Source organism: Parendozoicomonas verongulae (assembly GCF_009711465.1).
In the GTDB taxonomy this organism is placed as follows: domain Bacteria; phylum Pseudomonadota; class Gammaproteobacteria; order Pseudomonadales; family Endozoicomonadaceae; genus Sansalvadorimonas; species Sansalvadorimonas verongulae.
The window spans coordinates 1,919-2,134 of record NZ_SMME01000773.1 but is presented as its reverse complement, the minus strand read 5'-3'; the positions used below and the strand labels follow the sequence as shown (position 1 = coordinate 2,134).

The following is a 216-nucleotide window of genomic DNA, read 5'->3' as shown; positions in this document are numbered from 1 at the left end:
AGGGAGACCAGTGAGCAACCTGCCTATATCGGGAACACCTTCCGGCTCATCTGTCCAGGAGAGTGTCAGATTATCTATTTTCAGGCCGTCTTCCAGCGTAGGTGAATACCCACTGTAGATTGGCAGAGTTAAGGGCGAAACAGCGTCCAGTATCTGCTTGGTGTAGCAGCCCTGAACTCTTTTCTTACCCAGGAAATGGACATACCAGTTTTTCAG

Annotated in this window: 1 protein-coding gene; it reads right to left on the bottom strand. The window is 49.5% G+C overall.

Annotation, left to right across the window (positions count from 1 at the left end; translation table 11 throughout):
• Positions 1–216, bottom strand: a 216-nt coding sequence (locus tag E1189_RS23770) for a hypothetical protein (RefSeq protein WP_196221262.1), incomplete at both ends; no start/stop codon positions are given.